Source organism: Nonomuraea spiralis (assembly GCF_014648435.1).
Taxonomy (GTDB): domain Bacteria; phylum Actinomycetota; class Actinomycetes; order Streptosporangiales; family Streptosporangiaceae; genus Nonomuraea; species Nonomuraea spiralis.
Window position 1 is genome coordinate 1 of record NZ_BMRC01000061.1, and the last position, 22,344, is coordinate 22,344.

The window sequence follows — 22,344 nt, forward strand, 5'->3', positions numbered from 1 at the left end:
AACGTCGTGCACAGCCAGGAGCACGGGGCCGTCTGGATCGCCTTCCGGCCGGGGTTGCCCAAGGAGCAGCTGGACGTGCTGCTCAAGCAGGCCCAGGGGCGCGACTTCGTGGTGGTGTCGCCGTACACGGGGCTGAGCGCTCCGGTCGTGCTCAGCGCGTGGGGCAGGCAGCTCAGGCTCGACAACGCCGACGACCCGCGATTGACGGCGTTCCTGCGTGCCAACATCAACGGCCCCGGTACGCCCGAGCCGGGCGCGTCGTGCAGCGGCGGGGTCGGGGAGCCGTCGGCATGAGGTTCCCGGTGGTGTTGTGGCGGCGCGGGGTGCTGGTGGCGGAGGTCGAGTTGGTGCGCGGCATGCCGGCGCACGCGGCGTGGCCGAGACGGCGCCTGCGGCGGGCTGAACCATGTCGACGAACCTGAAGATCGCCCTCGCCGTCGGCATCGTGACGGCCCTGATCCTGGCCATGATCATCGCGGCGGCCGCCCTGACCGGAGGCTGACCGGCCCTTGCTCGTCGTGGCGAGATCCAGCGCCGGGGGCGCCCTACCTGCCCGTCAGTATCTTCTAGGCAACGTAGAAGTTCGATCTAAGGAGAAGACAGCGTGCGTTTGACCGCCGTCGCGCTGGTCGGACTGGCACTCACGGCGGGCTGCGCCGGCACCGCGCAGGATCAGTCGCCCGCCGGGTCGACGCGGTTCGTCGCCGGTGACGGCAAGGTCGCGATCTTCCCCGTCGAGCAGCGCCGCCGCGCACCCGTCGTACGCGGCGAGCGGCTCGGCGGCGGTTCCGTACCCGATGCTCCGTACGCCGGGTCCGTCACGGTGCTGAACTTCTGGGCGTCCTGGTGCGCTCCCTGCCGGGCCGAGGCGCCCATCCTGAGGGACGTCGCCGCCAGGACGAAAGCCGGCGGCGTACGCTTCCTCGGCGTCAACATCAAGGACGACAAGGCCCAGGCGCTGGCCTTCGAACGGAACGCCGCCCCCGGCTACCCCAGCCTGTACGACCAGCCCGGCAGGGTCGTGTTGTCGTTCCAGGGCAGCGTCCCGCCCGCCGCCATCCCCGCCACGCTGATCATCGACCGGCAGGGACGGATCGCGGGGCGGGCACTGGGCGCGGTCACGTACAACGACCTGCTGCGGGCCGTCGGCCAGGTGCGCGATGAACGCTAGCCTGCGCTGGACCTGGCGGACGCTGACGTCGATGCGTACCGCACTGGTGCTGTTGTTCCTGTTCGCCCTGGCCTCGGTGCCCGGGTCGCTCATCCCGCAGCGCGGGGTGTCCGACGCGACGGTGGCCCAGCACTACGCCGACAATCCCGGGCTGGCGCCGTGGCTGGACCGGCTGTGGCTCTACGACGTGTTCCGCGCGCCCTGGTTCGCCGCCATCTACCTGCTGTTGTTCGTGTCGCTGATCGGCTGTGTCGTCCCACGGACCTGGCAACACGTACGGGAACTGCGGCGCAGGCCGCCCGCCCCGCCCCGCCGGCTGAGCGGGCTGCCCCATCACGCGACCCTCGGCACGACACCCGCCGAAGAGCCCTCCGAAGAGCCCGCCGAAGAGCCCTCCGAGGGGCCCTCCGAGGGGCCGGACACGGCGGCCGTCGCCGCGCTGCTGCGGCGTAAGCGGTTCCGGGTGGTGACCGGGGACGGCTGGGTGGCGGCGGAGAAGGGATACCTGCGCGAGTCGGGCAATCTCCTCTTCCACGTCTCGCTGCTCGGCCTGCTGGTCTCCTTCGGACTCGGCGGCCAGTACGGCTACCGGGGCAACATCCTGCTGGTCGAGGGCAACGGCTTCGCCAACACTGTCTCGGCCTTCGACCGCTTCCTGCCGGGCCCGTGGGTCGGCGCCGAGTCGCTGGAGCCGTTCACGCTGACCTTGGGGCAGTTCCAGGCGACGTACATCGCCCAGGGCGGCAGGCGCGGGCAGCCGGTGGACTTCCAGGCGGCGATGACGGTTTCCGACGTCCCCGGCGAGCCGGACCGGAGCGTGACACTCAAGGTCAACGAGCCCGTCGAGGTGGACGGCACCCAGACCTACCTGCTCGGCAACGGCTACGCCCCGATCTTCCGCGTCACCGACGGCACGGGGCAGGTCGCCTTCGACGGGCCGGTGCCGTGCCTGGTGGAGCAGGTGTCCACGCTCACCTCGGGTTGCGTCGTCAAGGTGCCGGACGCCCGCCCGACCCAGCTCGGCATCCTGGCCCGGTTCCTGCCCACCGCGGTGGAACAAGGCGGCCGCTTGACCTCGACCGTCCCCGGCCTGGCCGATCCGGTCGTACAGGTGTACGGCGCGTTCACCGGCGACCTCGGCCTCGGCGACGGCGTACCGCAGTCGGTCTACCAGCTCGAAGCCGGCCTGCTGCGCCCCCTCCCGCTGGGCCCGCCCCGATCGCTGCGCGTCGGCGACACCATGGACCTGCCCGGCGCCGCGGGGACGATCCGGCTCACCGGGATCAAGAAGTGGATCACTCTCCAGGTCTCCTATGACCCGTTCCGCGTGCCGGCGCTGGTCTTCGCGGCCACCGCCACGCTCGGGATCACCCTCGCGGTGAGCGTACGACGCCGCCGGGTGTGGGTGCGCGGCGCCGAGGTGGGCGGCCTGGCCCGTACGAACCGGACCGCCTTCACCGCCGAGTTCCACGACCTCGTTCAGGAACTCGCCACCGCCGAGGCGTCGAGGCGGTCATCCTCCACGTAGCGCAGAAGTCGTCGTGTCGTCGAGCCCGGAAGAGGTGTCCCCCGTGTACGAGATCGTGTCCGCTCTCATGCCCCCCGCCGTGGTCGGCGGAGCCTTCATCGTCGGCGTCGTCCACCTGGTACGCGCCGAAGGACGAGCCAAGGCCGCCGAAGCCCGACCCCGGACCGCGCCCGTGGAGGAGCAGGCCGACGGCCCTTCATGATCTGAGACAGGGCCGTGACCGGCACACAGACGACGGAGAACGCACGGTCCGGCCCGCAGGAGCTCGCCGCGTACGAATGGGCCGACCGCGAGGAGTACGGTGAGGTGTGGATGCCGTGACCTTCCTTCTCGACCTCGACGAGCCCTCCACCCGAGACCACGTCGCCAAGTGCGCAGCCTGCAAGCACACCCTGCGCACCCCGGAGTCCCGCGCTCTCGGAATGGGCCCCGACTGCGCGTCCAAGCTGGGGATGGCACCCCGCCGGCCGCTACGCATCACCGGCGTCCCCACCGGGTGGGACGTGACAGGACAGACAGACCTGCTGGAAGGGGAGCTCTGACCGCCGGCAGCACGATCGGCCCTACCAGCGCCTCCAGCAGGCATGGTTGATCGCCTCGACGACCTGCACGTCGGAGAGCGGGGCCGAGCCCGGCAGCGCGGCAAGGAAGGAGTCGAAAGCCTCGTCCAAACTGTGCAGCACGTCTTCCGAGCGAGGCGTCAGGCCGTACTCCACCTCTCCGCGCCAGATTTCGGTAGGTCGGTCACCAAGGGAGTTCACGAAAGAAGATCATGGCATCCAGGGACGGATAGGCGCGCCGGCGGGACGCATGAGCGCGTCCATCACCGCCGACCGCAGCAGCGACATCCACGTCACGGCGGACCGCCCGAAGTTCGAAAAAGGCCGGCGGGCCATCAGATCCTCCTCAACCCACTGGGCAGACAGTTGCGCCTCTTCTACGCTCCCGTCATGGCGGATCTCGGGCTGCTTCAGGCGTGGGGCATGTGGTTCGACAACATCCAGGTGAATCAGTACACCCTCTACGGCGTCTCTGTCCTGGCGCTCGGCCGCATCGGCAAGGTCGTCTCCTTCTTCGCCGGGATGACCGTCATCCTGGACATCATCGGACCTGACCGCATCAGGCAGTTCGCCGGCACGTTCAAGCGATTCGACCCCGTTCGGTCACTCACGCTTCGCAAGGTTGGCCTCTTGCTGTCGGCGTTAGGGCTGCTTGTGGCCATTGTGTCCCTCGTGAGCACCATGTTTCGCTTCGGTCCCGCAGTCGACGGGATCGTTGCCGTGCTGGGATATGTCGTGGCTGTGCTGACGCTGATGGCCACTCCTCGGATCGCGAGGGGGTTGGCACGGGTCTTGGCCAGCGGCTTGGAAAGCCGATCATGGGAGCGCGTCATCCGCTGGAGCGCGGTGATGCTGCTTGTGCTCGGCTTCCACTTCGATCTCCTCGCCTCATGATGCGGTAACCCGCTCACACGCCCTTACGCCTTTTGAGGTAGGGATCTCGCTCGTCTGTTGTCCCCGTACAGACGGACGTCGGGCCGGTGGGCGGGGCTGAGAAGCGTCACTCGCTCATGCCAGCCCCGGCTGCCGTAGCACGAAGGCGGCAGCAGAGTGTCACGCACCTGGCGTCGAGAAGGGCCCACTCGTTGTGCGGTCAGGGGGCGGGCGCATTTACTCGCGGCTGATCTCTGCCTTGTCCGGCTGCTCGACCATTGCCGGCATCATGCCGTACGAAAAAGCGAGGTGCGCTCCCATCGGGTCCTTGAGCAGCCCCGGATTCGCCTCAAGGTGCCGCACCTCGTCCAGGGTGAGTTCACGGACCAGCAAGTCGGTCGGGGTCTTCACCAGTAGAACCGATCCGAGCCGTACGACGGCGGACGGCTGATTCGAGAGCTGGCCGATGAGGTTGGCAACCGCATTGAGGTTCATCTCGTTGACTGTCGCCTGCCGACGCTGCAGTTGTTCCAACTCGAGTGCGCGCGCCGCCTTCTCGGCGACACCGTCGAGACCTGCCTCCGCGACTGTCTCTTTGGCTCGAGCGAACATGCGCTTGAACCAGGACCCCCATACAGGGGGATGGTCGGTGGTGACCTCGAAGCCCGCCTCCCGGAGCACTGCCCGGACCGTGCTCTCGATCTCCGAAGATGCCGAGTCGTCTTCCAGATAGATGGAGACCGGAATCTCCCCGATCTCGCCTGGGGCGTTCGGCTGCCGTGGAGGCGTCACATGAGGGGCGCCTGAAGGCGAGAACGGCCAACCGGAGCTCTCGTGCGAGAAGGTCGGCGGAGGGGGCTGATGATGAGGTTCGGGCGTTCGTGCAGGGGGAGAGGTTCTCGGACCCTCCTCATATGCTTCGGCCGCGCCGACAGCCACTCGTACGGCGTCCGCCTGCGGCCCCGTCTGCCCCTGCGTGATCTCGAATTCGACGCGCTGTCCCACTTCGAGGGAGCGGTACCCGTCCGACATGATCGCTGAGTAATGGACGAATACGTCCTTGCCGCCGTCTACCGCGATGAAACCGAAGCCTTTGTCCGCGTTGAACCACTTCACTATGCCTTGTGCCATGGAGACTCCTTGAATTCAACGCCACGAAGAGCCGACGGTTGAAGCTGTGCCCCGGTTGTTTGAACGCGGGCACCACCGTATGGAGTTCCTGATCCTGACGGTGAATGCGGAGCCCGGCGACACCCCGCACCACGTGTCGAGCGGGTTCGATGCGGGCCGCGTTCGCGCGCAGGCCGCTGCGATGACCTCGCAAGAAGATACGTCCGCGCGGATGGGGGTGAGGCTGGATTGTTGACCGGATCGTTCCGCAGGGTGACCTGTTCGCACCTTCAGTCATCGTCCCTCGCCACCCCACCCTTGAGGGGTGAACAACGCACTCGTCGTCATCGACGTTCAGGAGTCCTTCCGGCAGCTGCCCGACTGGGAGTTCGTGTCGCAGCCGGACATCGTCGGTCAGGTCAACCGTCTCGTCAGCGCGGCCCGTGCCCAGGACGACCTGGTGGTGTGGGTGCTCGGGTCCCGGCCGGGGTCAGGGACCGTGTTCGATCCGGCGCTGGGGTTCGTACGCCTGATGGACGGGCTCGACCCGCACCCGGGCGAGCCGCTCATCACCAAGAGCGCCCACAACGCCTTCACCACCACGAACCTGCACCAGATCCTCACCAGCCGCGGCATCCGAGGGTTGACCGTGTGCGGCATCCGTACCGAGCAGTGTTGCGAGACCACCACCCGGGTCGCCTCCGACCTGGGGTTCGACGTCGTCTTCGCCACCGATGCCACCGCGACCAGCCCCCTCCCGCACCGCGACGCGCCGCAGGACGTGCCGTTCTCGCAGCTGGTGAGCGACCCGCGGACGCTCAGCGTGGCCGACGTCGTCGAGCGTACCGAGTACGCACTCGCGGGCCGGTTCGCCACCATCCGCACGGTCGACGAACTGACCGGGGCATAGGCTCGACGGTCATGCCCCGGGTTGTCTTCCTGCTCATCCCACAGGTGCACCTGCTCGACGTGGCCGGGCCGGCCCAGGTCTTCTCCACGGCGGCCGACCTCGGCCACGAGCACGCCCTGTCGTACGTGTCCGAGGACGCGCGCGTCGCCACCGTGCAAGGGCTGCCCCTGCACGCCGACAGCGAATGGCCCCACCTGGAGCCCGACGACCTCATCATCGTGCCGGGCTGGCGCGGCCCGGCCCGCATGGTCGGTGCCGACACCGTTGACCGGCTGCGTGAGCACCACGCGGCCGGCGGCACCGTGGCGGGCATCTGCGCGGGCGCCGACGCGCTCGGCCGGGCCGGCTTGCTCGACGGCCGCCGCTGCACCACCCACCACACCGTCCAGGACGAGCTCGCCCGCCTGTATCCGACGGCCAAGGTCGTACGTGACGTGCTCTACGTCGAGGACGAACGGGTGGTGACCTCCGCGGGCGTGGCCAGCGGCATCGACGTGGCGCTGCACTTGCTGAGCACCAGGCGCGGGCCGCACGCCGCCAGCCAGGTGGCCCGCGCCATGGTGGTGTACGCCCGCCGGCAAGGCGCCGCGCCGCAGATCAGCGCGATGCTCCGGCACCGCAGCCACAACGACGAGACGGTGCATCACCTCCAGGACCTGATCGACGCGCGTTTCACCGAGCGGCTGCCGCTCTCGACGCTGGCGGACGCGGTCGGCTGCAGCGAACGGACCGTCACCCGGCTCTTCCGCCACGCGACCGGCCTCACGCCTCTGGCCTACCAGACCGCGCTGCGGCTGGAACGGGCCGAACACCTCCTCGGGCAGGGCGCGACGACCGAGACGGCCGCCCGCGAGTCCGGCTTCGGCGACCCGCGGATGTTGCGCCGCCTCCGCGCCCGGATGTAGGCCCGCCGGCCGGTTCGGCCCCGGCGGCCCATCGCCGCAGGTGGTCGCCCGGGTTCTGGTGGAGGTGTGTCAGCGGGGGGCGTCCGACGTGATCTGCGCGCCGATCCCGTTGAGCACGCGGTCCAGCCCGTGCTGGAAGCGTTCGGTGGCGGCGAGGTGCGCGGTCGCGGATTCCAGCAGCGATCGGCTGAACATGGGATAGGCGCCCGACGCCACGACCTGGCGCACGTACGGGCCGATGTAGTCGCGTTTCCAGCTCTCCGCGTCGAGGCCGGTATGGCGGGCCTCCTCCAGCCAGCCGATCTCGCGGCGGACCGCGCTGTGGACGTAGTCGTCGACCATGCCGACGAAGCTCGTGATCTCGTCGATGTCGAGGCCGAGCCCGTCGAGCGCGCCCAGGGCGAACTCGTGCACGCGCAGGAGTTGCGGGCCGAGGGTCGGGCGGCCGGAGAGCAGCCCGGCCAGCCAGGGGTGGCGCTGCACCGCGGCCCGGTTCCGGTGGGCGACCAGCGAAAGATCGGCCCGCCAGTCGCCGGACGGCTTCTCGGGGAGGTCGACCTCACCCATCACCATGTCGATCATGAGGTCGAACAGGTCGTCGCGTCTCGGCACGTACCGGTAGAGCGACATGGCGCCGGTCCCCAGTTCGCCCGCGATCCGGCGCATGGTCGCGGCCTCGACCCCTTCGGCGTCGGCGATCCGGACGGCCGCCCGGGTGACCTGCTCCCGGCTGTAGCCGGGCCGCCGGCCGGGCCCGGAACGTTCCTGCCGTTCCGGGCGCATCCAGATGCTGATCAGTTCCTCGTCGGCCACCTGCCACCCTTCCGATCGATTGCGTACATCGTACCTGAATGGCTATAGTCCGTTTTCGGGTACGTCGTACGCGAATGGAGCCCTCCTCGACCGGGTGACCTGGCGCGACGCCAGGACCGCCACCCCCTATACGGCCTGACAGGAAGGCATGATCAGAATGACGACATTGACCGGCAGGACTGCGTTGGTGACCGGCGCGAGCAGGGGGATCGGCCGGGCCATCGCCACCCGGCTCGCGCGGGAGGGCGCCCGGGTCGCCGTCCACTACGGCAACAACGAGGCGGCGGCCAAGGAGACGGTCGCGGCCGTCGAAGCCGCAGGAGGACAGGCCTTCGCCGTACGGGCCGAGCTGGGCGCGCCGGGCGACGCCGAAACACTGTGGGCCGCCTTCGACGCCCACGCCGACGGCCTGGACATCCTGGTCAACAATGCCGGCATCCTCGGCGACCAGGGCGAGATCAGCGGCGTGACGAGGGAGGGCTTCGAGCGGCTGTTCGCGGTCAACACCACCGCCGCGTTCTTCGTCACGCAACTCGCCCTGCCGCGGCTGCGGGACGGTGGCCGGATCATCACCGTCGGCACGATGCTGACCCGCGGCGCGACCATGCCCCGGGCGATCGACTACGCCATGTCCAAGGCGGCGCTCGACGTGCTCACCCAGGCGCTCGCCATGCAGCTCGGGCCGCGTGGCATCACGGTCAACACCGTGGCCCCCGGCGTCATCGACACCGACATGCACCAGGGCCGCCTGGTCGGCGAGGCCCTGGCCTGGTTGTCCTCGTTGTCACCGCTGGGCCGGCTGGGCACCCCGGAGGACGTCGCCGGCACGGTGGCCTTCCTGGCCTCCGACGACAGCCGCTATGTGACCGGGCACCGCCTGGACGCCTCGGGCGGGACGACCATGTGACCCTCGGACCCCCGGCAGGCCGCGTCGTGTGCCGCCTGCCGGGCCGCCCTCTGGCCGGTGGGTCAGCCGGGCAGTTGGTCTGTCCATTCGGTGGCGATCGTCACGGGGCCGCTGGAGTGCGCGGTGCCTCCGGAGAGCATCGCCCAGACGGAGGTGCTGCGGAGCTTCCCGGTCTCCGGGTCGATGATGAGCGTCTCCTGGCCGTCGAGCACCGGCACCTGGAAGCGCCGTCCGCCATCGGCGTCGCCGAGGTCCTGGACGCCTGGCCGGGCGGCGAGTGCCCGGTAGGCGGCGGCGCGGACGTCGGGTGCGACCGGGGCCTCGCTGACCAGCGACAGGAGGGTTTCCATGGTGGCCCACTCCTGCTGCTCGGCGTTCAGCTCACCGGCGCTGGTGCGCAGATCGCCGGCCGCGACCGCCGACTTCAGCTTCTCGTACAGGCTGTTCGCGTCGCCGGGGAGCTGCCGTAGCTCCTCGAAGGTCATCCGCAGCGCGCCTATCGAGAACGGCTGGGGCTTGACGGGGAACTGTGTCAGCTTGCCCTCACCCTTGAGCCCTTCGCCCTTCAGCCAGAACTGACCGTTCTTCTTGTACCAGTACTCCTGCTGCGGCTTGCCCTCCTGGGTGATGGTGATGTGCCAGTACGTCCCTGACCCCTCGGGGGCGCGTTCGGCGGAGGTGGCCGCGACGAGCAGGACGTCTCGCGCACCGGAGGCCGCCGGGGGGTTCCCGGCCTGGCCGGGGACGATCACCACAGCGGCTGCGACCGCCGCGGCGGCCAGCCCCAGCGCGGGGACCAGTACGCCGGCACGCAGCAGCTTGCGGCGGGGCCTGGCCGGCTTCGGCTCGTCTGGCAGAGCGGTCATCACGTACTCCTTGAGCAGTTGGTGACGGCCCTCAGGAAGATCCCGTTCTTCCGGGAAAATGTTCATCGGGTGCTCCCCTGCATGGACCGGACCGCTTCGTCGCGGTCGCCATTTATCTGTCGCCGGGTCATGGCCAGTTCCAGTTTTTTCCGGGCCCGCGACAATCGGGATCTGACAGTGCCGATCGGGATGCCCAGCGCCTCGGCCGCCTCGGCGTAGTCGAGCCCGGCCCCGACGCACAGCAGCAGCACGTCCTGCTCGTGCTTGCGCAGCCGTCCGATCGCCGTACGCACCTCGGCCAGCCGTTCCTTGTCCGCGATCTGCTCGACCAGCTCCTCGGTGAAGTCCGGGACGACGTCGTTCCGGGGAATCCTGACCACGATCTCCTCGTGACGCCGCCTGGCCCGTCGCAGGTTGCGGGCCACGTTGGTGGCCACGACGAGCAACCACGGCCGCAGCGAACCGCCGTCCGGGGAGAGCCGCTGCCGTAGCCGCCACGCCTCCAGGAAGGTCAGCGACACCACGTCGTCGGCCACCGACCAGTCGCCGGTCATCCGGTACGCGTGGTTGTAGACGGCTTTGGCGTACTGGTCGAAGAGCTCCTCAAACGCGCGTTGATCGCCGTCTCGTATGCGGGCACGCATGTTCACATCCACACACTGCACTGTCCGGGGACACGGGCGAGTTCCCGATCGTCACGCCTCGGCCTGCTCCGGGGTGGACGGGATCGGCCGAGGTGCCGCGGGCGTACGGCGGCGTGCGGTCGTCAGGTGGTAGAGCAGCGCCAACGTGGTGACGCCGGCGGCCGGCAGCCCCAGCGCGGCGGGCACGATGGCGAACCACTCCTGGACCAGCCCGCCCAGGCCGCCACCGAGAGCAATGCCGATGTAGATGGCGGAGGAGTTGAGGCCGAGCAGAACCGGCGCCGCGGCCGGACCGAGGGCGATGAGCCGGTGCTGCTGGGGCACGACGACGACGCCCAGGGCCGCGCCCCAGATCGCGGCCCATGCCAGGGTGGACACGAACGTGGCGGTCGCCACCGAGGTGAGGGCGAGGGCGACGGCGGCGATGACGAGAGGGCCGGTCAGCACGTGCGCGGGGTCGTGCCGGTCGACCAGCCGTCCGGCGACGATGTTCCCGGCCAGGACGCCGATTCCCCAGGCCAGCAGGACGGCGGCGAGCAGCGTTTCGGAGCCGCCGGTCACGTCCCGCAGGACCGGGCCGATATAGGTGTAGAGGGTGTAGGCGCCGAGGAAGGCCAGCGTGGTGACGGCCAGCAGGGCGAGGACCCGTCCCTGCTTGAGCGGACGCAGCCGGTCGCCCAGTGACGCGGCGGGGAGCATCACCTTGGGCAGTCCGGCGGCGATCCCGAGCGCCGCGACGAGGCCGACCCCGGCGACGGCCCACAGGGTGACGTGCCAGTCGGTACGGCCGATCAGGATGCCGAGCGGAAGACCCGACGCCGTCGCCAACGTGAGACCACCCAACACGAAGGCCAGGGCCCTGCCCCGGCGTTCCGGGGGCGCGATGGCGCCGGCGGTGCTGGAGGCGGCAGAGTTGATCATGCCGGCCCCGACCGCGGTGACGACACGGGCGATCATCACCACCGCGTAACCGGTGCCCAGGGCGGTGACGGCGTTGCCGACCACGAAGACACTCAGTGCGATCAGCAGCGCGGTCCGCCTGTCCAGTCCACTGGTGAGCGCGCCCATGACAGGTGCGGACAGGGCCATCACCAGGGCGAACACCGTCACCAACTGCCCGGCGGCGGGAGTCGAGACCCGCAGGTCGGTGGCGATGGCCGGGAGCAGGCCCGCGATCACGTAGCTGTCGGTGCCGACGGCGAAGGTCGCCAGGGCCAAGGGAAGAAGTCGTCTCAACACCGGGTGGTGCCGCCTTTCCAGAGGAGCCTCAGAAGTGCCGAGGGGAACCTTAGGCAATATATGGATGCTTGTCCATATATCCATATATTGGTAGCGTGGCCGGTGTGCGGAACACAGGGGGCGGCGATGCGTGAGGTGTCACAACCGGCGACCGAGGCGATCCGGCTGGTGGAGGTGCTGCGCGCGCTGGCCGATCCGGTACGGCTCGACCTCGTCCAGCGGCTCGACCGGATGGGCGAGGACTTCTGCAACGCGATCGGCGCCGAGATCGACGTGCACCAGACGACGTTGTCGCACCACTACCGGGTGCTGCGCGAGGCCGGCGTGACGTGGACGAAGGTGCAGGGCCGGTCCCGGCTGGTACGGCTGCGCCGGGAGGACCTCGACGAGCTGTTCCCCGGCCTGCTCGACTCCGTACTGGGCGCACAGCGCCGCACACGCGACACCACGACCACCGGCACTGCCGAGGCGCCGTAGACCCCGGCGGGAACGCCCGGTGAGCGGTCAGTCCGAGAAGATCGCGCGGCGCAGTGGGGGCAGTACGCCGCACAGCCGGAAGAACGTCCGGGCGACGGTCCGGACCGTACGGCTGGGCAGGGTGGCCAGGCGCAGGTACATGGTCGCGGCCCGTACGGCGGCGAAGCCGTTGTTCAACATCGCGCGCTCGTACGCGGCGACCGCGGGGAGCAGGTCGTGTTCACCCCGGCCGACCGCGATCAACGCGCGGCGCAGCGCGTCGGCGTCGTACAGCGCGGCGTTGCCGCCGAGACCGCCGACCGGCGGCATGGAGTGGATGGCGTCGCCCAGCACGGTCACGTTCGTGGTCGGCCAGGGCTTCACCCGTTCGGCGGTGGCGAAGTCGAATCGTTCGATGGTGTCCGCGGGCGTCCGGGCGATCAGCTCGCGCAGGCCGGGATGCCAGTCCGTCAGGCGGGCGGCGACCAGCTCGCGCAACCGCCGCCCGCGCCCGCCCGCCGGAACGTCGGGCAGGTCGGCGGGCAGGTCGGCGGGCAGCGCGCGGCGGTGGGCGACGTAGGCCCACATGACGTAGTCGTCGTCCTTGGCGTCCTGGACGAGGAGGTCCGGGTCCAGGCCGGCGGCCCGCAGCTGGTCGCCGACGCGCTCGACGGTGGCCGCGTTCGTCTCCCGGCGGCGGAACACCGCCGTGAACAGGAAGTCGTGTTTCGGCAGGAACATGTTCTTGGTGCTGACCAGTTCCTCGGGCAACCACGCCGCCCCGTCGCCGAGCCGGAGTTTGCCGCCGATCCCGACGCCGGGCACGGGGGAGCGCCGCGCGTGCGGCAGCAGTTGCCGCCGTACGCGCGAGTTGGCGCCGTCCGCGCCGACCAGCAGGTCGCCGGTGGCCGAGGTACCGTCGGCGAAGAGGGCGGTGACGGTGCCGTCGGCGTTCTGCCGGTAGCCGGTGAACTCCTCGCCGAAGTGCACGACGTCGTCCAGGCCGGCGAGCAGCAGCCGCCGCAACGTGACCCGGCTGACCGCGTGCGTCTGCTCGGACGGGTCACGCCCAGCGGGCGGGGCGTCCTCCCGCATCAGCAGGCGGATCCGCTCGGTGAACACCCCCATGCCGGGACCGGGATCCCCGGCGGTGGCCACCAGGATGTGCCAGAGGTGCGCGGGAAGGCAGTCGTGCAGCGCCCGGCTGCCGACGGGTTCGATGTTGAGTCGGTATCCCTGTAACCGGGCGTCGGGCGCGGTGTCGCGTTCGAAGACCGCGACGTCGATCCCGGCGGCGTGCAGGCCCTGCGCCAGGCACAGGCCGCCGATGCCGCCGCCGACGACGACGACCCGGAGCGGGCGTGTGGACATGAGACGGTCCTCCTGAGGGGCGGCGGCCTGGGGTCAGGCGCGGATCAGCAGGTGGTCGAGAAGTTCGAGCACGTCGCCGGCGTGTTCGGCGGCCAGGCTCGCGCCCTTGACGGTGGCGATGACCAACTCGGCTCCCGTCGCCGGATCGACGCCCGCGGCCAGCGCTCCGGCGGCGGCGGCGTCGGTCAGCAGGGTGCGCAGTGAGTTCCGCCAGCCTTCCTCCCGGCCGGCGATGATCTCCCGCAGCTCGGGGTCGCGCCGGGCCCGCAGATCCAGCTCGCGCAGGACGATGTGGAGCTCGGGCTCGTCGCTGATCTTCTGGCGGAGCGTGGCCAGGTGGTGCCGCAGGCGCTCGACGGGGCCGCCGTCCGGCGGTGTGGTCGACCAGAACTGCCGGGTGGCGTGGTCGACGACCGCCACCACCAGATCCTGCTTGGTGGGGAAGTGGTGATGGATCGAGGAGTGGTCGATGCCCACCCGGGCGGCAACGTCCCGCATCCGCAACCGCTCGAACCCGCCTTCGGCCAGGCATTCGTACGCCGCCTGCACCAGCGCGTTCCAGCGCTCCGGACCAGCCGGGGGCCTGCCTCGTCGCGTCGCCGTCATGCCGACCTCCATTAATCCACCAACCACTTGGTGGATTAATATCAGACACGCCGGCACGACGTCAATCCGACAGGTGAAGCAGGCGCCCGCCGGTCGGCTCAGTGTCGTCGCTGGTCCCCAAGGCCCGGAAGTGGCAGGTCTCGACCGCGCTCGGCGCGGGCGCGGCCGTGCTCGGCAGCTTCGACGCGTCCGCCTGGCTGCCGAACTTCCTGCTCTTCCTCGGCATCGCGGCGCCGCCGGTGGCGGGCATCATCATCGCCGACTTCATCCTCTACCGGCGCAACGGCCACGACACCGGCGCGCTGTCGTACGGCTCCGCGGTCAGGCTGCCGACGTTCGTGGCGTGGGCGGGCGGGGCGGTCGTCGGCTACCTCAGCGCGTACGGCATGTTCTCCCTGACCCACATCCCGTCGATCGACTCCCTCCTGTTCGGCGGCCTCCTCTACGCCCTCATCACCGCCCTGGCAACAACCACCCGCCACGAACGCACCGCCTGGCCGTTCAGTCCTGTGGCTCCGCCTCTCGTTCGGACGCGTGAGGCGGGGCCTCGGGCCACGGGGCGGTCAACAGGACGACTTTGCTGACAACGGGGTCGAAGCCGAGGACCGGGTGTTCTTGGTTTCCGCCTTCCGGGGTCATCAAGACCGGCTTGCCGAGTTCGCCGCCGATCGCCCGAAGGAAGTCGCAGAGTACGTCGACCCCCTCTTGACCTTGTAGTTCATGAAGGTCGACGTCGAAGTCGATCTCGGTCTCCGACATGAGCCGGAAGATCGCGAGCACGCCCGGAGCAGGCCAGACCCGCAGCAACACCGTCTCGGCCTCGGGTGGACGCGCGAGTACCTCGGCGGCCGTGGGCATCGGCAGCACCGTGTCGCCTTCCGAGTACCGCCACTGCCATCCACGCGCCCTGACCAGGTCGAGGACGCTCTGCCAGTCCTCGACGGTGGCGCCCGGGACAAAGAGGTCCGGCAATCCGTGTTGGACTGTCTCAAAGGTCGGACCAGCTTTCCACGGGCCCATGCCCACCGGCATTTGAGCCTTTTATCGGCAGGCTCTTGGATGGTCCGGTATACCTTGCATGAATTATCAGCCCTGCGGTTCGATGCATGGTCCGGAAAGTGTGCTTATGGGATACGTCCCTTTTGTGATCGGCGCTCTGGGATTCGTTGCCACCCTCCAGGTCACGGGCGCCGCGACGGCCGGGCCGGCTCCCGTCACCTGTGAGATGGGGGGAACAGGGCAATTGACGCTGGAATCACCCCCGATGATTCCAGCCGGCGCAGTCAGTGCCCAACCGTTTCAGGCGCGGCTCGACATAAGTAATGTCGCCGCTGCGCCGCAGAAATTTCCCGGTGGGGATATTCAGGGCCTGCCCGCGCAGATTTCTGGCAGAGTGACGTTCTCCCTGGAACCTGGCAAACAGGACGAAGACTCTGACCACCGTACGGCTGAGATGCTGATCCACCTCAGTGGGACAGCGGTGGGCGGCCGTGCCGTCCTGACCGGTTTCGGCACCCTGGGCGACGGCACGTGGAAGGCCGTTCCCGGCACGCACCGGCTGCACGCGACGAACCTCGCACTCACCATTCCCGGCGCCGGGCCCTGCCACGTGAGCGACATCGAGCCGGTGGGCGAGTTCTTCGTGCAACCGCCAGCCACAGGCGAGGACGAAGGCCCGACGTCGGCGCACCTGGTGGCGACCATCCGTCGCATCATGATCGCGCTTGTCGTCGGAGCCGTCGGCGTCTTCCTGTACGCGAACAGACCGAAGAGGTTCAGACGCGCCCGAAAGCCGCGCCCGGCCGCCCCTCGCGCCCCGCGACCCGAACAGGCCGCTCACGCTCCGCGACCCGAACAGGTCACTCGCGATCCGCGACCCGAGCAGGCCGCCCGCGCTCCGCGCAAGGTGCCGGAACTCGCCGGCTTCGAGTCCCGGCCGCATCTGCGCCTCTTCCGGACCTTCGCGTCGATCGCGGGAGGCTGCCTGCTCACGCTAGGGCTCGTCGTGAGCTGCGCGATCGACCGGCGTACCACTCTGGACGACCTGCCCGGCCTCCCGGTCCGGCCGTCCCCGCCCGTGCCGGATCGCGCCTGGCCGACGGCCGTTCCCTCACACGCCGGTGCCCGGCGGGAACCGCCCGGATCGCCGTTCTCCGGGACCCGGCCCACCTTCACGCCTGCTCGTCCCAGCACTCCCGTACAGCCCGGCAGGTGACCATGACCGACGAGGCGCACACCCACCTTCTGCCGGCCTGCCCGAGGCAGCGCATGGCGCTGCTCGTCCTGCTGTCGCTGCATGTGCTGGTCGCGCTGACCATGCTGATCAACCAGGTCCGTCCGCCGCAGATCGACGTGGCGCAGGCGGGCATTCCCGAGCTGACCAAGATCTCGAACTTCCTCAACTCACTCGTCTACTGGCAGTACCTGCCGGGCTGGGCGCTGCTCGCGGTGTTGTCGGCTGTCGCCTGGGGACATCTGCGGTACGCGAAGGCCCGGCACGTGCCGCCGGACCGCCGCGAGCGGGTCGCACGGCGGTACCGCGGAACGCTCGTGATCACACTGCTGGCGCTGCCCGCGTTGAAGATCCCGTCCCTCGTTGACCTGCTCGCCTGGCCGCGCGCCCACGCGCTGGCCTTGCTCCTGTGCCTGCCGACGACCCTGTACGCCCTGTGGCTGGTGCACCACATGCAGCGCTTCCGCCGGGTGCCCGTGCCCCTGCTGATGAGAGCCCTGGGATGGGGAGCGGTCGTCGCCGGCGGTTTCGGCCTGACCATGAACGAATGGTGGAAGACCTTCTCCACCCTGCATTTCCCGCTCCCGGAGAACCCTCTGGACTTGATGCTCCTGAAGGACACCGGCCTGCCCATGATCTCGGGGTTCTCCGAGGAGCTCGGCAAGGGGGCGGGAGTGGCGATCCTCTTCCTGCTCTACCGGCGGCATTTCGACTCCGTCGTCTCCGGCGTCGTCGTCGGCGCCGCGACCGGGCTCGGCTTCAACCTCGGCGAGAGCATCACGTACATGGCCGCCCTCGACGGGGCGGGCGCCGGCTTCCACTTCTGGGCCCGGCAGGTGGCCGGGCTGATGGCCGCGCACACCGCGTTCACCGCCGTCACCGGCGCCGCCTTCGGCATCGCCCGGCAACTGCACAGCCGCCCCCAGCAGATCACCACGGTCGCCCTTGGTCTCTGTACGGCGGCAAGCGCGCACTTCTGCAACAACGCCATGCTCGACTACGTCGCCAAGGAGTCCCGCAAATGGTTCACCAGCAGTGACACCCTCAACGTCCTGGTGCTGACCCCGGCCCAGCTGCTGCTGTTCCAGAGCCCCTTGGTCATCCTGTACGTGCTCCTGCTGCGCCACGGACTGCGCAGCGAGGCTGGAGGTCTGCGAGTTGCGCTGACCACCCTGCCGCCCTCCTCCCGCGACGCGATCACCGAGCCGGAAGCGGCAGTGCTCCTCTCGCCTGCCCGGCGCTTCCGGCTCAAGGTCGACGCACTGCGCGCCGCGGACAACCCGCGCCACGGCATCACCGCCTACCGCCGCCTGGCACGCCTGCACGCGGCCCAGCTCGACCTCGCCGCGGAACGCTGGCACAGCCTGCGTGGCGAGGCCGACCCCTTCGCACCGGACGAGGCGTCGTCGCGGGCGCGCGTCCAGGCGATCAAGGCCGATCTCGTCAGGAGCGGCCCGTAGCGCCCGCCCGTCGTCCTGTTCCGCCTCCACCGTCAAGCCTTGAAGGACCGCCGATGAACGAACGTACGCACCGGTTGCTGGCACGATGCCTGCTCACAGCCGTGGGAGCGGCGTGGATGCTGCTGCTCGGTGCGTCCCCCGCGGCCGCCGACTGCGGCACCATCACGTACGAGCAGCGTCAGGACCCCGGCCGGCCCGAGCCCGCGAACGAGTGGATCGTACGGCCCTGCGACCAGTCCGTCCCCGCGGTCGCCGCCGCCGTCGTGGGCGCGCTGGGCCTGGTCGCGACCGGCGTGCACACCTGGCGGCTGCACAAGGGCGGCGCCGGTGAGGTCGCGCCCACCGGACAGGGGGACGTCGAAGTCGTCGGTCCCGGTGAGGTCAGGCACGGCGACGTGGACGGTGATGTCGTCGTCCGGGGCGGGACCCTCGTGGGTCACGTGTCCGGCACGGCGGTGATGGTGGAAGGCGCGACCCTCATCGGAACGGCCAGGAACGTGGTCCAGATCGGTGGCCGCAACAGCGCGATCGGCGACGTCGAGGGCACCCTCGTCCAGGCCCGATCGATCCTCGGCGGCATTTTCTCCAAGGGCCGCAAGCTGTGGCCGCCCGACTGACGCTCGGCCGGTTCACCTGCCCTGGTTGGAGCCACGGGAGAACGGGATGAGGGCGGTCAGGTCCCGGGCGGCGGACAAATGGGGGGAGAAGTTCGGATCCAGCCGGCCCAGGACCACGATGATCGCCCATGTCAGGGTGGCGACAGAGGCGCCGGTGTCGTAGGGCGCCGGCAGCGTCAGGCCCAGCCGGTACGTGACGAACAGCGCGGTGACCGGCAGGGCCGCGATGACCAGGGTCCGGGCGCCGTCCAGGGCCCGGGCGTGCCAGGCCCTGCGGATGGCCTCCGGGGTGTTCTCCCGGACCGGGAGCCGGTCGTACTCGCCGGTCAGGACCGTGCGGAGCAGGCCACAGATCCGAGCCCGGAAGTCCTCATGGCTGGTCGTGGACGGCAGGGCGATCCACAACTGGAGATCGGTGACCGCGTTGGACGCCTCGACCGCGCGGGCGCGGACCACCGCCCTGGTCAGAGAGGAACCGCCGAGCGCGACCGCGGGCATCCCGGTACGAAGCACGGACGCGGTCCTGCCCAACGCGGCGATGATCTCCCGCCGCGCCTCGGGAGCCAGTTGCCCCCGCCGCCCGGGTTCGAGACGGGTGAGGATCTGGGTCAGCAGCTCGAACAGCACCTCGGTCGGCGGAGTACGTCCCCAGCGGTCGGCCAGCCGCTTGCCCGCCATCACCGGCAACATCGCCAGGAGAAGCGCCACGGTGGACGTGCCGATGCCCTGAACCGCAGTCATCCACCCTTGCTGCTTCAGATCCACGACCCACGCCGGGGCGTCGGCGTACCGGACGTACACCGCCACCGGGAGGCAGCCGACGCCCACGGCGGTGATCAGCGCGTCGGTCAGACCGCCGAGGAACCGGCCGTTGTCGCGCCCTTCCTCCGCCCATATCGCGAGCATGACGAACAGCCCCGTGCCGACGACGGCCCTGAAGAGGTCCCACCAGTCGGTCCAGAAGAGCTTCATCCAGACGACGACGACACCGACGAATGCCGCCAGCAGCCCCGCCGCTGCCAGGCCACCCTCGATGTTGTCCCGGCGTACCGCCTCGCGAGCAGCGCGGACCGCCACCGTCCTGTACCGGGTCCGCAACCAGGCCGTCTCGGCGGCCGGATCCAGCCCCCGCGCGAACAGCGGCCACGTGGCGTCCAGCCGCTTGGCCGCGGCGAACACCGCCGCCATGCGGACGTCCCGCTCGGCGGCCTGCTGTTTCTCCTTCTCGGCCTGGGGATTGACGTCCTCGCCAACGGGCATCCCGGCTTCCCCGGACATTGGGACCACGCCCCTCACAGATGCACGATCACAGCGGACAGGCTCCCCGGAACGGGCCCCGCCCCCGGCAGAGCCGCGCACCCTCGACGGTACCGGGGCCGGGGAACCCCGTCATCGACATCGATAATGATCTTGTGAGGAGCCCGTGAAGGATTTCGGCCTGGCGCGGTAAGTACAGGTGACCGCAGACGCCAAGAAAGGCCGACATGCATGACAATCCCTCGCGAAGTAGTTGAGGTCGACGACGCGCTCCTCATCGAGAGATCGCTGAACGAACCCGAGATCTTCGCCACGCTGTTCGACCGGCATGCGCCGCTCCTGCACCGCTACGTGACCAGGCGCCTGGGACCCAGCGAGGCGGAGGACGTCGTGGCCGACACCTTTCTGACCGCCTTCCAGCACCGCGGCGGCTACGACCGAAGCCGCCCCGACGCCCGGCCGTGGTTGTACGGCATCGCCTCCAACCTGATCGGCCGGCGGCGGCGTACCGAGACGAGCCTCTACCGTGCCTACGTTCGCAGCGGCGTGCACCCGGCGGAGCTGTCCGGCTCTCAGGTCGAGGACGGGGTCAACACCCTGGCCGTCAACCGCCCGCTGGCGCAGGCCCTGCTGAAGCTCACACAGGCCGATCGCGACGTGCTGCTGCTCGTCGCATGGGCCGAACTGAGCTACCAGGAGGTGGCCGACGCGCTGGCCATCCCGCCGGGAACCGTCGCCTCGCGACTCAACCGGGCCCGTCTCCAGATCCGACAAGCCCTGAGCACCCAAGGAGAACGGTAATGGACGCACTGAAGGCCATGTGGCAGACCATTCCCCCGGCCACCACGGACGAACTCGCCGGAGCCCGGCAGCGACTGCTCCACGGGATGCGCCCCCGGCGACGCGTCGTCACCGGCCCTCGGCTGCTGGTCGCGGCCGGGGTCGCGGTGGGGCTCACCGTCGTACCGCTGATCATCGGAACCGAGCCCCCCGCCCACGCGGTGACCAGAAGCCCGGACGGCACGGTCGCGGTCACCGTCAACGAGCTGCGCGATCCCGCAGGGCTGGAGGCCAAGCTGGGTGCGGTGGGCATCAAGGCCGACGTGACCTTCCTGGCCCCGGCCACGCGGTGCGCGGCCCCGCGATTCACCGGCGCGGACCGGGCCTACGGCGGGGATCCCGCCCAGAACGCGAACGAGCTGCGTTCACTCGTGAAGGAGTCGCGGTCGTTCAAGGCCACTCAGGTGACCTCGGTCCGGACCATCCAGATCTTCCCGCAGTACATCAAGCCGGACGAGACGCTCGTGGTGGAGTTCCGCGACAACGGGAACCCGGAAGTGCCCTGGCGGCTCGGCGCCTGGCTGGCCCAAGCGGGCACCTCCGTGAAGCCGTGCACGCCCGTCGCGGACTGAAGCGGCCGGGACGAGACGGTACGGGCGTGCCCGGCGCGGTGCCGAACGCCTTGGCCGCGCTCTGGACGAAGCCGCGCTCCACGTCCTCCTCGGTCGTACGGTACGTGGCGGCAGACCCGGCTCTCATCCACGCCGGCGATGGGCGCCACCCCGCCGGGGTGGCGCCCAGACGTTGTCGTGACCGGCCCGATGCGACGGCGAGCGGCGGTCGATGTATCGCTCTGCTCGCCGTCCTGCCCGTGACTGTGCGCCAGGCCGCTTCAGACCGTCGGGGTCACGGGGATGCACACGGCGTAGACCGTGTAGGAGCCCGTGGTGCTCGCCGAGTTGTTGAAGGAGACCGTCCACGTGTTCTCGGCGGACGGGAAGGACTCGTACACCTGGGCGGTGAGGTTGTTGCCGCCGAGGGGCGTCACGTATCCACCGCCCGTGATGACGGTTCCCGCCGGGCAGGTCGAGGTTCCCGTGTTGAGCCCGGACACCAGTGTGTGCGGGGTCCGGATGATCTGGGTCGGCAGGGTCGGTCCGGGAGGTCCAGGTCGTCCCGGCGGGCAGGCGTGTGGGCAGGGGCGCTTTCCGTCGTCACCGTCGCCGCCGGTCGCCGCCTGGGCCGCCGACATGGCGCCCATCAGCAGCGCCGCGGCCAGCACCGGTACGGCAGCACACCGCAGAAGAGTTGTGCGTTTCATTTCTGTCCTCCGTGAACGTTCGCCCCCCGGCGCACGCCACACAGCAAGCGCCAGGACGCGAACATGGCGAATTAACCCATAGGGGGCGCCCCACGGTTGACACAGTGGACGGCGCTTCGCGAAGTGCCCAGGGCCGCCCAGCGAGAGCGGCCCACTCGGCTGTTCAACACCGTATGGCTCAAGCCGGGCGTATGTCACGGACAGTGATGGGCTGTTTACATGTGTGACGGAAGGAGATTCCGTCAGGCGTCGCCGACGTGGAGATCCCCTCGCCCGAACGCCGCAAGTCGGTGGCACCTGCCCGCACACCGGCCGCGCCCGCCCCCGAGTACGAGCGCGCCCGCTGCCCTACCGGTCTCTCACCGTTGTGGCTCGCGTCTGAAGGTGACGTTCGCGCTTTGACGCGCTCTCCGGGCTGAAGCCCGAAGATTCTGGCCTGTGCCGCCCCTTCACGCGGCGGCACTGCCGTGGCTTCCTGCTTCGCGGGACTGTGCCATCTCGAAGGATGGTCTGACCAGCCCTCCACAGGCGTTTAGCCTGTCCGCCCGTCCGGCGGCCAGGATGTTGATCGCAGCGTTGATGTCGCGGTCGTGAACCACGCCACACACGCAGATCCATTCGCGGACCTGCAGAGGCATCGCCTCGGTTACGGCTCCACATACTGAACACAGCTTGGAGGATGGAAACCATCGGCTGACTTTGGCGAATGTCCTGCCG

At 69.8% G+C, this 22,344-nt stretch carries 28 protein-coding genes and 1 pseudogene; 17 read left to right on the plus strand and 12 right to left on the minus strand.

The window, feature by feature from the left end:
* From IEZ27_RS52525 to IEZ27_RS52545, 5 genes are all read left to right on the plus strand, one after another.
* Positions 1-294: DUF3105 domain-containing protein (locus IEZ27_RS52525; protein ID WP_189653418.1), on the plus strand; the 294-nt coding region annotated here is incomplete at its 5' end.
* A gap of 310 nt (positions 295-604) precedes the next feature.
* On the plus strand, positions 605-1,171 hold the full coding sequence (locus IEZ27_RS52530) for a TlpA family protein disulfide reductase (protein WP_189654169.1): 567 nt from the start codon (positions 605-607) through the stop codon (positions 1,169-1,171).
* Positions 1,161-2,699 (plus strand): cytochrome c biogenesis protein ResB, encoded by a 1,539-nt coding sequence (gene resB / locus IEZ27_RS52535; RefSeq protein ID WP_189654170.1) that lies wholly within the window; start codon positions 1,161-1,163, stop codon positions 2,697-2,699. Before IEZ27_RS52530 ends, resB begins: the two co-directional genes overlap by 11 nt.
* Positions 2,700-2,742: 43 nt before the next feature.
* Positions 2,743-2,901, plus strand: coding sequence for a hypothetical protein (locus IEZ27_RS52540; RefSeq protein ID WP_189654171.1), 159 nt, complete (start codon positions 2,743-2,745; stop codon positions 2,899-2,901).
* Between the two features lie 115 nt (positions 2,902-3,016).
* Positions 3,017-3,241: a DUF6011 domain-containing protein gene (locus tag IEZ27_RS52545; protein ID WP_189654172.1), complete on the plus strand. Its 225-nt coding sequence runs from the start codon at positions 3,017-3,019 to the stop codon at positions 3,239-3,241.
* Positions 3,242-3,262: 21 nt separating this feature from the next.
* On the opposite strand, the gene IEZ27_RS52550 is transcribed toward IEZ27_RS52545, so the two are convergent.
* On the minus strand, positions 3,263-3,460 hold the full coding sequence (locus IEZ27_RS52550; protein WP_189654173.1) for a hypothetical protein: 198 nt from the start codon (positions 3,458-3,460) through the stop codon (positions 3,263-3,265).
* 189 nt (positions 3,461-3,649) lie between these two features.
* Here IEZ27_RS52550 and IEZ27_RS52555 point away from each other — a divergent pair, with 189 nt between their 5' ends.
* Positions 3,650-4,153: a hypothetical protein gene (locus IEZ27_RS52555; RefSeq protein ID WP_189654174.1), complete on the plus strand. Its 504-nt coding sequence runs from the start codon at positions 3,650-3,652 to the stop codon at positions 4,151-4,153.
* A 918-nt stretch (positions 4,154-5,071) separates the two neighbouring features.
* Here the strand turns inward: IEZ27_RS52555 and IEZ27_RS52560 are convergent.
* Positions 5,072-5,263, minus strand: a pseudogene (locus tag IEZ27_RS52560) (cold-shock protein); the annotation flags it as partial.
* 79 nt (positions 5,264-5,342) lie between these two features.
* Between IEZ27_RS52560 and IEZ27_RS52565 the strand changes: the two are divergent.
* The 3 genes from IEZ27_RS52565 to IEZ27_RS52575 all read left to right on the plus strand — a co-directional run bounded on the left by IEZ27_RS52565 (position 5,343) and on the right by IEZ27_RS52575 (position 7,057).
* Positions 5,343-5,498 (plus strand): hypothetical protein, encoded by a 156-nt coding sequence (locus tag IEZ27_RS52565; protein ID WP_189654175.1) that lies wholly within the window; start codon positions 5,343-5,345, stop codon positions 5,496-5,498.
* 69 nt (positions 5,499-5,567) lie between these two features.
* The gene (locus IEZ27_RS52570) at positions 5,568-6,152 is read left to right on the plus strand and encodes a cysteine hydrolase family protein (protein ID WP_189654176.1); all 585 of its coding nucleotides are present in this window, start codon (positions 5,568-5,570) and stop codon (positions 6,150-6,152) included.
* Between the two features lie 11 nt (positions 6,153-6,163).
* Positions 6,164-7,057, plus strand: coding sequence for a GlxA family transcriptional regulator (locus IEZ27_RS52575; protein ID WP_189654177.1), 894 nt, complete (start codon positions 6,164-6,166; stop codon positions 7,055-7,057).
* A 69-nt stretch (positions 7,058-7,126) separates the two neighbouring features.
* Here the strand turns inward: IEZ27_RS52575 and IEZ27_RS52580 are convergent, their stop codons facing one another.
* Positions 7,127-7,870, minus strand: a complete 744-nt coding sequence (locus tag IEZ27_RS52580; protein WP_229825247.1) for a TetR/AcrR family transcriptional regulator — start codon at positions 7,868-7,870, stop codon at positions 7,127-7,129.
* A gap of 157 nt (positions 7,871-8,027) precedes the next feature.
* Between IEZ27_RS52580 and IEZ27_RS52585 the strand changes: the two genes are divergently transcribed.
* Positions 8,028-8,777, plus strand: a complete 750-nt coding sequence (locus tag IEZ27_RS52585) for an SDR family oxidoreductase (RefSeq protein WP_189654178.1) — start codon at positions 8,028-8,030, stop codon at positions 8,775-8,777.
* Between the two features lie 62 nt (positions 8,778-8,839).
* Here the strand turns inward: IEZ27_RS52585 and IEZ27_RS52590 are convergent, their stop codons facing one another.
* The 3 genes from IEZ27_RS52590 to IEZ27_RS52600 are packed head-to-tail and all read right to left on the minus strand — an operon-like array spanning position 8,840 to position 11,523.
* On the minus strand, positions 8,840-9,709 hold the full coding sequence (locus IEZ27_RS52590; protein ID WP_268246145.1) for a CU044_5270 family protein: 870 nt from the start codon (positions 9,707-9,709) through the stop codon (positions 8,840-8,842).
* Complete coding sequence (locus IEZ27_RS52595) at positions 9,706-10,287, minus strand: RNA polymerase sigma factor (protein ID WP_189654180.1); 582 nt, start codon at positions 10,285-10,287, stop codon at positions 9,706-9,708. Before IEZ27_RS52595 ends, IEZ27_RS52590 begins: the two co-directional genes overlap by 4 nt.
* A 51-nt stretch (positions 10,288-10,338) precedes the next feature.
* Positions 10,339-11,523 carry an MFS transporter gene (locus IEZ27_RS52600; protein WP_229825250.1) on the minus strand — a complete coding sequence of 395 codons (1,185 nt, stop codon included), beginning with the start codon at positions 11,521-11,523 and terminating at the stop codon, positions 10,339-10,341.
* 129 nt (positions 11,524-11,652) lie between these two features.
* On the opposite strand from IEZ27_RS52600, the gene IEZ27_RS52605 reads away from it, so the two are divergent.
* Positions 11,653-12,003, plus strand: a complete 351-nt coding sequence (locus tag IEZ27_RS52605; RefSeq protein WP_189654182.1) for an ArsR/SmtB family transcription factor — start codon at positions 11,653-11,655, stop codon at positions 12,001-12,003.
* Between the two features lie 27 nt (positions 12,004-12,030).
* On the opposite strand, the gene IEZ27_RS52610 is transcribed toward IEZ27_RS52605, so the two are convergent.
* Together IEZ27_RS52610 and IEZ27_RS52615 are read right to left on the minus strand one after the other, a co-directional pair.
* Positions 12,031-13,353, minus strand: coding sequence for an FAD-dependent oxidoreductase (locus IEZ27_RS52610; protein WP_189654183.1), 1,323 nt, complete (start codon positions 13,351-13,353; stop codon positions 12,031-12,033).
* A gap of 33 nt (positions 13,354-13,386) precedes the next feature.
* Positions 13,387-13,959 carry a TetR/AcrR family transcriptional regulator gene (locus IEZ27_RS52615; RefSeq protein ID WP_189654184.1) on the minus strand — a complete coding sequence of 191 codons (573 nt, stop codon included), beginning with the start codon at positions 13,957-13,959 and terminating at the stop codon, positions 13,387-13,389.
* 101 nt (positions 13,960-14,060) lie between these two features.
* Here IEZ27_RS52615 and IEZ27_RS52620 point away from each other — a divergent pair, with 101 nt between their 5' ends.
* The gene (locus IEZ27_RS52620; protein ID WP_189654185.1) at positions 14,061-14,543 is read left to right on the plus strand and encodes an SLC5/6 family protein; all 483 of its coding nucleotides are present in this window, start codon (positions 14,061-14,063) and stop codon (positions 14,541-14,543) included.
* Here the strand turns inward: IEZ27_RS52620 and IEZ27_RS52625 are convergent.
* A complete protein-coding gene (locus IEZ27_RS52625; protein WP_189654186.1) occupies positions 14,461-14,991 on the minus strand; it encodes a hypothetical protein in 531 nt (176 codons plus the stop codon). The genes IEZ27_RS52620 and IEZ27_RS52625 overlap by 83 nt on opposite strands.
* A gap of 112 nt (positions 14,992-15,103) precedes the next feature.
* Between IEZ27_RS52625 and IEZ27_RS52630 the strand changes: the two genes are divergently transcribed.
* From IEZ27_RS52630 to IEZ27_RS52640, 3 genes are read left to right on the plus strand one after another with little or no spacing between them, the layout of a single operon-like run.
* Positions 15,104-16,174, plus strand: coding sequence for a hypothetical protein (locus IEZ27_RS52630; protein WP_189654187.1), 1,071 nt, complete (start codon positions 15,104-15,106; stop codon positions 16,172-16,174).
* A gap of 2 nt (positions 16,175-16,176) precedes the next feature.
* Positions 16,177-17,652, plus strand: coding sequence for a PrsW family intramembrane metalloprotease (locus IEZ27_RS52635; protein WP_229825253.1), 1,476 nt, complete (start codon positions 16,177-16,179; stop codon positions 17,650-17,652).
* A 53-nt stretch (positions 17,653-17,705) separates the two neighbouring features.
* Entirely contained in the window at positions 17,706-18,269 is a 564-nt protein-coding gene (locus tag IEZ27_RS52640; RefSeq protein ID WP_189654189.1) for a hypothetical protein, read from the plus strand.
* Positions 18,270-18,281: 12 nt separating this feature from the next.
* Here IEZ27_RS52640 and IEZ27_RS52645 read toward each other — a convergent pair whose 3' ends face one another.
* Positions 18,282-19,529, minus strand: a complete 1,248-nt coding sequence (locus tag IEZ27_RS52645) for a hypothetical protein (RefSeq protein ID WP_189654190.1) — start codon at positions 19,527-19,529, stop codon at positions 18,282-18,284.
* 228 nt (positions 19,530-19,757) lie between these two features.
* On the opposite strand from IEZ27_RS52645, the gene IEZ27_RS52650 reads away from it, so the two are divergent.
* On the plus strand, positions 19,758-20,327 hold the full coding sequence (locus tag IEZ27_RS52650) for an RNA polymerase sigma factor (protein WP_189654191.1): 570 nt from the start codon (positions 19,758-19,760) through the stop codon (positions 20,325-20,327).
* A complete protein-coding gene (locus tag IEZ27_RS52655) occupies positions 20,327-20,938 on the plus strand; it encodes a hypothetical protein (RefSeq protein WP_189654192.1) in 612 nt (203 codons plus the stop codon). Before IEZ27_RS52650 ends, IEZ27_RS52655 begins: the two co-directional genes overlap by 1 nt.
* A 260-nt stretch (positions 20,939-21,198) precedes the next feature.
* Here the strand turns inward: IEZ27_RS52655 and IEZ27_RS52660 are convergent, their stop codons facing one another.
* Both IEZ27_RS52660 and IEZ27_RS52665 read right to left on the minus strand, forming a co-directional pair.
* A complete protein-coding gene (locus tag IEZ27_RS52660; RefSeq protein ID WP_189654193.1) occupies positions 21,199-21,627 on the minus strand; it encodes a hypothetical protein in 429 nt (142 codons plus the stop codon).
* A 449-nt stretch (positions 21,628-22,076) separates the two neighbouring features.
* The coding region (locus tag IEZ27_RS52665; protein ID WP_189654194.1) for a zinc ribbon domain-containing protein at positions 22,077-22,344 on the minus strand (268 nt) is incomplete at its 5' end.

Excerpts from the sequence above, each read along its gene's own strand:
- resB (WP_189654170.1), top strand. The coding sequence starts at position 1,161 with ATGAACGCTAGCCTGCGCTGGACCTGGCGGACGCTGACGTCGATGCGT.
- IEZ27_RS52555 (WP_189654174.1), top strand. The coding sequence starts at position 3,650 with ATGGCGGATCTCGGGCTGCTTCAGGCGTGGGGCATGTGGTTCGACAAC.
- IEZ27_RS52565 (WP_189654175.1), top strand. The coding sequence starts at position 5,343 with ATGGAGTTCCTGATCCTGACGGTGAATGCGGAGCCCGGCGACACCCCG.
- IEZ27_RS52575 (WP_189654177.1), top strand. The coding sequence starts at position 6,164 with ATGCCCCGGGTTGTCTTCCTGCTCATCCCACAGGTGCACCTGCTCGAC.
- IEZ27_RS52585 (WP_189654178.1), top strand. The coding sequence starts at position 8,028 with ATGACGACATTGACCGGCAGGACTGCGTTGGTGACCGGCGCGAGCAGG.
- IEZ27_RS52590 (WP_268246145.1), bottom strand. The coding sequence starts at position 9,709 with ATGAACATTTTCCCGGAAGAACGGGATCTTCCTGAGGGCCGTCACCAA.
- IEZ27_RS52595 (WP_189654180.1), bottom strand. The coding sequence starts at position 10,287 with ATGCGTGCCCGCATACGAGACGGCGATCAACGCGCGTTTGAGGAGCTC.
- IEZ27_RS52605 (WP_189654182.1), top strand. The coding sequence starts at position 11,653 with ATGCGTGAGGTGTCACAACCGGCGACCGAGGCGATCCGGCTGGTGGAG.
- IEZ27_RS52610 (WP_189654183.1), bottom strand. The coding sequence starts at position 13,353 with ATGTCCACACGCCCGCTCCGGGTCGTCGTCGTCGGCGGCGGCATCGGC.
- IEZ27_RS52615 (WP_189654184.1), bottom strand. The coding sequence starts at position 13,959 with ATGACGGCGACGCGACGAGGCAGGCCCCCGGCTGGTCCGGAGCGCTGG.
- IEZ27_RS52625 (WP_189654186.1), bottom strand. The coding sequence starts at position 14,991 with ATGCCGGTGGGCATGGGCCCGTGGAAAGCTGGTCCGACCTTTGAGACA.
- IEZ27_RS52635 (WP_229825253.1), top strand. The coding sequence starts at position 16,177 with ATGACCGACGAGGCGCACACCCACCTTCTGCCGGCCTGCCCGAGGCAG.
- IEZ27_RS52640 (WP_189654189.1), top strand. The coding sequence starts at position 17,706 with ATGAACGAACGTACGCACCGGTTGCTGGCACGATGCCTGCTCACAGCC.
- IEZ27_RS52645 (WP_189654190.1), bottom strand. The coding sequence starts at position 19,529 with ATGCCCGTTGGCGAGGACGTCAATCCCCAGGCCGAGAAGGAGAAACAG.
- IEZ27_RS52650 (WP_189654191.1), top strand. The coding sequence starts at position 19,758 with ATGACAATCCCTCGCGAAGTAGTTGAGGTCGACGACGCGCTCCTCATC.
- IEZ27_RS52655 (WP_189654192.1), top strand. The coding sequence starts at position 20,327 with ATGGACGCACTGAAGGCCATGTGGCAGACCATTCCCCCGGCCACCACG.
- IEZ27_RS52660 (WP_189654193.1), bottom strand. The coding sequence starts at position 21,627 with ATGAAACGCACAACTCTTCTGCGGTGTGCTGCCGTACCGGTGCTGGCC.